The sequence below is a fragment of the Actinomadura sp. genome (assembly GCF_044508335.1).
Classification (GTDB): Bacteria; Actinomycetota; Actinomycetes; order Streptosporangiales; family Streptosporangiaceae; genus Spirillospora.
The window spans coordinates 1-2744 of record NZ_JBIQHY010000229.1; the positions used below are offsets into that span (position 1 = coordinate 1).

Annotated in this window: 3 protein-coding genes; 2 read left to right on the plus strand and 1 reads right to left on the minus strand. The window is 75.1% G+C overall.

Features of this window, described 5'->3' with window-relative positions:
* Positions 1–942, minus strand: a 942-nt coding sequence (locus tag ACIWVC_RS34450; RefSeq protein WP_396455196.1) for a PucR family transcriptional regulator, incomplete at its 3' end; no start/stop codon positions are given.
* Positions 943–1038: 96 nt separating this feature from the next.
* On the opposite strand from ACIWVC_RS34450, the gene ACIWVC_RS34455 reads away from it, so the two are divergent.
* Together ACIWVC_RS34455 and ACIWVC_RS34460 are read left to right on the plus strand one after the other, a co-directional pair.
* Positions 1039–1974 carry an alpha/beta hydrolase gene (locus tag ACIWVC_RS34455; RefSeq protein ID WP_396453088.1) on the plus strand — a complete coding sequence of 312 codons (936 nt, stop codon included), beginning with the start codon at positions 1039–1041 and terminating at the stop codon, positions 1972–1974.
* Complete coding sequence (locus ACIWVC_RS34460; protein ID WP_396455198.1) at positions 1974–2744, plus strand: class I SAM-dependent methyltransferase; 771 nt, start codon at positions 1974–1976, stop codon at positions 2742–2744. Before ACIWVC_RS34455 ends, ACIWVC_RS34460 begins: the two co-directional genes overlap by 1 nt.

Consider the following 2744-nt stretch of genomic DNA (forward strand, 5'->3'; position numbering starts at 1 on the left):
GCCGATCTGGTCGAGGCGGCGGGCGACGCTGCTGTGGTGCCGGTGGAGGACGTCGGCGGCGCGGCGCAGGGAGCCGGTGGCGCAGTAGGCGTCCAGGGTCTCCAGGTCCTCCGCGGACAGGCGGGCGATCGCGGCGACGTCGGCGTTGTCGCGCATGGCGTCCGGAGGGATCCGGGCGAGCAGGGCCAGCGCGCCCAGGTCGTCGTGGTGGACGACGGGGCGCCGCGGCGCCGTGAAGCGGAGGGCGGTACGGGCCTGACGCCAGGACCGGTCGGGGCTCCCGGCCGCGCCGACGCCCGCCCGCACGTCCGGAGGGAAGCCGGACGTGTCGATGGCGGCGGCCATGATGACGCCGACGCCGTCGAGCGGTGCCGACTTGACCGGGCGGGACGCGCACACCAGCCCGGCGACCCGGTCGAGGGGCAGCGCCGACCGCACCGCGGCGACGCAGAGCGGCGCGGAGGCGGCGAAGCCCAGCAGGCGCAGCGCGCGGGCCCTGGCCGCCTGGTCGCCGTCGGCGCTGATGGCCAGTTCCACGAGGGCGGGGTCGGCCATGGTGGTGCGGGCGGGCCCGTACCGTTCGAGGACGGCCGCGGCGGCGATGGCGAGCCGGTCCAGCAGCACCTCGTCCAGCGGGACGGGCGGGCCGGGGCGTTCCAGCCACACCGCGCCGATCTCCTCCTCGTCGAGGACGATCGGCACCGTGCTGGACGCGGCCCCGGGCGGGCCGGACAGCGGCGTGCCGTCGGACGCGGCGCGGACGACCTGCCCCGTGCCGTGGATCCGGATGCCGGCCGGGCACTCGGCGAGACCCGCGGACGCCCGCGCGAGCGCCGGGAGGTCCACGCGCCGGCGCATCAGCGTGTCGTAGAAGACGACGACGCGGATCGCGCCCTCGGCGTACGAGTCCAGTCCCGACAGGCGGACGGCCAGAGCCTCCATGTCCGAAGGATAAGGCCACGGTCGTCGCGCGGCCCGGGGCGAATGCGCGACGCACGGCGGATGATCCCGGCGGCCGTCGTCATCAGGATGGACGTCATGGATCCCGAACTCGACGCGTTCCTCCCGTTCATTCCGAAGACCGACCTGAGCGATCCGATCGCCGCGCGCAAGCAGCTCGCGGAGCTGGCCGCCGCGGCGCCGAAGGAGGTCACCGCGGCGGCGGCCCCGGGCACCGAGGGCATGGAGGTCGAGGACCGCACGGTGCCCGCCGCCCCGGGCGTCCCGGGCGTCCCGGTGCGGATCTACCGGCCGAGCCCCGCCCACGGCGCCGTCGTCTGGCTGCGCGGCGGCGGCTGGATCGTCGGCGACCTGGACACCGAGCACCCGACCGCCACCCGGCTCGCCGGGGCGTCCGGCGCGGTCGTGATCTCGGTGGACTACCGCCGGGCCCCCGAACACCGGTTCCCGGCCGCGCTGGACGACGTCTACGCCGTGCTGGAGTGGACGGCGGAGAACGCGTCCGACCTCGGCGTCCCCCCGGACCGGATCGCGGTCGGCGGCCACAGCGCCGGCGCGGGCCTCGCGGCCGGGGCGGCGTTGAGGGCGCGCGACGAGCAGGGGCCGCCGATCCGCTTCCAGCTCCTCAACCAGCCCACGCTGGACGACCGGCAGGAGACGTGGTCGCAGCGCAACTTCACCGACACCCCCTGGCAGGACCGCGACAGCCTCACCGCGGTGTGGCGGCACTACCTGGGCGACGCCCCCGCGACCCCGTACGCCGCCCCCGCCCGCGCCGGGGACCTGTCCGGCCTGCCGCCGGCGTACGTGTCCGCCGCGGAGTTCGACCCGCTCCGCGATGAGGACATCGACTACGCGCTGCGCCTGCTCCAGGCGGGCGTCACGGTCGAACTGCACCAGTGGCCGGGGACGTTCCACGGCTCGCACGCGATCCTGTCCGCCGACGTGTCGCAGCGGCAGATCGCCGAACTCGGCGCCGTCCTGCGCCGCGCCCTGGCCGGGGAGGGCGACTGATGAGCGACATCCGGCCGGATCTGCGCCGCCCCCTGGGCGACTACGGCATCGACGGCGACTTCCGCGTGATCCCCCCACGCGGACACGCCGTGATCCTCGCCCTGATCGGCATCGCTCTGGTCACGCTGACGATCCGCAACGCCGTGACCGGCGCCGTCACCGCCGCCGTAGTGTTCGGCTCGTTCGCGCTCGCCTTCGCGCTGTTCGTGGGCTCGTACCTGCGGGCGTCCCGCGTCGGGAAGTTCGAGGTGTGGGCCCGCGTCCTCGGCGGCCTGCGGCTGCGCGGCGACGAGCACGTCCTGGACCTGGGCTGCGGACGCGGCGCCCTGCTCGTCTCCGCCGCCAAGCTGCTCCCCCACGGCCGCGCGGTCGGCCTCGACCTCTGGCGTGCGGACCAGTCCGGCAACAGCCCGGACGCCACCCGCCGCAACGCCGAACTCGAAGGCGTGGCCGACCGGGTCGACGTCGAGACCGGCGATATGCGGCGGCTGCCGTTCGTCGACGCGTCCTTCGACCTGGTCATCAGCAACCTGGCCGTGCACAACGTCCCGTCCCGTGAAGGTCGGCAGGCCGCCATCGACGAGGCCGTCCGCGTCCTGCGCCCCGGCGGACGCCTTGCCATCGCCGACCTGCTCCACACGAACCGATACCGCGCACGCCTGGAAGAGCTGGGCATGACCGACGTGGAACGCCGCAGCCTCGGCTGGCGAATGTGGCTGGGCGCCCCCTTCTTCCCAACGAGACTCGTGACGGCGACCAAACCCATCTAG

Excerpts from the sequence above, each read along its gene's own strand:
- ACIWVC_RS34460 (WP_396455198.1), top strand. The coding sequence starts at position 1,974 with ATGAGCGACATCCGGCCGGATCTGCGCCGCCCCCTGGGCGACTACGGC.
- ACIWVC_RS34455 (WP_396453088.1), top strand. The coding sequence starts at position 1,039 with ATGGATCCCGAACTCGACGCGTTCCTCCCGTTCATTCCGAAGACCGAC.